Annotated in this window: 1 protein-coding gene; it reads right to left on the minus strand. The window is 75.3% G+C overall.

The annotated features are described in order from the left end of the window. Positions 1–3,077, minus strand: a 3,077-nt coding sequence (locus tag KBW98_RS23635) for an AMP-binding protein (RefSeq protein WP_229429395.1), incomplete at its 3' end; no start/stop codon positions are given. Between the last annotated feature and the right edge of the window lie 3 nt (positions 3,078–3,080).

The raw sequence follows: 3,080 nt of genomic DNA on the forward strand, positions 1-3,080 counted from the left end.
GGCGCGGCCGCGGCCAGCATGGTCCAGGCCCACAGCTCGCCAGCGCCGTGGCCCGCGTCGGCACCCGCGCGGCGCACCGCCTCGCACACGGCGGCAAGCAGCGCATGGCCGCCGAAGACCCGCTCGACGACTTCGCGGCAGGCATCCTGCGCCGCGCCCAGGTGGGCGTACAAGGCTTCGGTCGGCCCCTCCAGGATGCGCATCACGCGGGCGTCGCGCAGCAGCTGTGGCGCCAGGTTCGGCTCCAGGTAGCCGCGCCCGCCCAGCAGCTGCACCAGCCCGTCCGCCGCCTCCCACAGCAGCTCCGAGGCCACGCACTTGCAGGCCATGCAGGCCTCCTGGGGCAGCGCGCCGCCCCCGTCGAGCGCGGCGATGGTCCGCACCAGCCCTTCCAGCGCCGCGACCGCGCAGCTCAGCGCATCCAGGCGCGCCAGGGTAACCGGGATGTCGGCCAGGCGCCCGCCGGCGACCTCGCGCCGGCCGGCATAGCGCAGCATCAGCTGGGCGCAACGCTTCATCGCGCCCACGCACAGCGCGCCGATCCCCAGGCGCGCGAAGGCCATGGCGTCGCGCGCCACTTCCATGCCGCTGCCGGGCCGGCCCAGCACCTGCGCGTCCGGCACGAACACGTCCTCGAAACGCAGCGCGTTCTGCACCATGGCCCGCATCCCCATGGTCAGCGCCTCGGCCTCCTGGCGCAGTCCGGGCGCATCCTCGGGCACCATCAGCGCCACGGTCCCGAGCGCGGCGCCGTCTTCCGCCACCGCGCGCGCCAGCACCGTGATCCAGCCGGCCCAGCCGGCCAATCCGATCAGGTGCTTCTCGCCGGCCAGGCGCCAGCCGCCGCCGACGCGCAGCGCACGGGTGCGCATCGCCAGCGGATTGGCCCCCGCCGCCGGTTCGGTCAGGGCAAAAGCGGCCAGCTGGCGGCCGCTCGCCAGGTCGGCGACTACCTTCGCACGCAGGGGCTCCGCGCCGAAGCGCAGCAGCGGGCGCAAGCCCAGTCCATTGTGCACGCCCACCGTGGTCGCCAGGGTGAGGTCGATGGCGGCCAGCTGCTCCATCACGCGCAGCAGGTCGATCGTGGCCAGCCCGCGGCCGCCCAGCCCGGGGGGCGCCTGCAGGCCGAGCAGGCCGCGGTTGCCGAAATCGAGCAGCACATGGGGCGGCATGCCGCGCCGCTCGTCCATCAAGCGGGAGTCCAGCCGGCGCGGCGCATACCCGCGCAGCCAGGCGATCATGGCGTCGGCCTGTTCGCGGCTCGCGGCGGGCGCCGGTGCATCGTCCTTGCGGCGCTGGGGATGCGGGTCGCGCGTCATCCTGCCGGCGGCCTCGTGCGAGGAATACACCACGTCCAGTTCGCCGGCCGCGGCCAGCGCCCGGCAGCGCGCGCGCTGTACCTTGCCGCTGGTCGTGCGCGGAAACCCGCCCGGCCGCACGAACGCCAGCAGGCCGACCGCGATGCCGAATCGGCGCGCCACGGCGGTGCGCAGGCGCTGGCTCAGGGTGTCGAGCCGGGCAATGCCGTCGTCGCCGCCGCCCTTCCTGGCCAGCCGCAGCAGGTGGCGGTCGGCTTCCAGCACGATCGCCAGGCGCTCGCGCCCGCCCTCATCCAGGGCGAAGGCCGCGCAGCGGTTCGGTTCCAGGAAGGCCGCGGTCTCCTCGACCAGCGCCTCGACGTCCTGCGGATAGATGTTGCGTCCATTGACGATCACCAGGTCCTTCAGGCGGCCCGTGACATAGAGCTCGCCGTCGCGCACGAAGCCCAGGTCGCCGGTGCGCAGCCAGGGGCCGCCGCCGTCGGCCAGGCGTGCGCCGAAGACCTCGGCCTCGCCTTTTTCCTTCCCTGCGCCAGGCCCGCTGCGATAGCCGCGCGCCACCGAGTCGCCCGCCAGCCAGATCTCGCCCACCCGACCCAGCCCGGCGGGGCGGCTGCTGTCAGGATCGACGGCCAGCACCGCCACGCCGGGCGCGGGCGGGCCGCAGCTGGCCAGTTCGCGCGCGTCGGCGTCGCCGTGGGCGGCTTCGCGCACCTGGCCGGCCTCCAGCCGCGCCTTGCTGACGCACAGGACGCGCGGAGCGCGTCCGCGCGGCCCGCCCGCCGCCAGCAGGGTGTGTTCGGCCAGGCCGTAGCACGCGAACAAGGCTTCCGGCCGCAGCCCGCAGCCGGCGAAAGCCTGGGCCACCCGGCGCAGGGTGGCCGCGCGCACCGGTTCCGCCCCGTTGTAGGCCACTTCCAGTGCCGACAGGTCGAGCGGCGGCCGGCCGGGCGCGGCGGACAGTGCGGCCTGGTAGCGGCGCGCACACAAGTCCCAGGCGAAGTCCGGCGCCCCGGCGCAGGTCGCGCGGTAGGCGGCGACCGCCTCCAGCCAGCGCAGCGGCTGGCGCAGGAAGGTGGCCGGCGCCATCAGCACCGAGCGGAAGCCCAGCACCGCGGGCGCCACGATGCTGCCCACCAGCCCCATGTCGTGGAAAGGCGGCAGCCAGCTCACCATCACGCTGTCCTGCCGGAAGCCGAAGGCGTCGCCGATCGCCTCCACATTCGCGGCCAGGTTGGCGTGGGTGACCTCGACTCCCTTCGGCGCGGTCGTCGATCCCGAGGTGTACTGGATGAAGGCGAGCGCCGCGCGCGCCACGTCCGGAGCGGCGAAATCGGCTTCGAAGCCGTCGGTGCAGATCAGGCAAGGCGCCCTGCCGTCCCGCTCTCCTTCGCCCTTGCCGCCCGGGCCGAGCAGCGGCGCGAGCGCCGGCGCGGCCTCGCGCGTGCTCAGCACCAGCGCCGGGCCGGCGTCCCTCAGCAAGGCGGCGAAGTGCGGGCCGCCGTGCTTGCGCGGCAGCGGGACCGGCACCGCCACCAGGCCGGCGCGCAGGCAGGCGAAGAAGGCCACCACGAAGGCCAGGCCGGGCGGGTACGGCAGCAGCGCCCGTTCGCCGGGGCCGGCCAGCGCCGCCAGGCCGCCGGCCAGGGCGTCGACCCGCGCGGCCAGCTCGCCGAAGCCGAGCGACTCCTCCCGGCCATCCTCGCGCACGAAGGTGAAGGTGATCCTGGCAGGGGTCTCGCGCGCATGGCGTTGCAGGCC

Origin of the sequence: Massilia sp. ST3, from assembly GCF_018119405.1 — a bacterium.
In the GTDB taxonomy this organism is placed as follows: Bacteria; Pseudomonadota; Gammaproteobacteria; order Burkholderiales; family Burkholderiaceae_D; genus Telluria.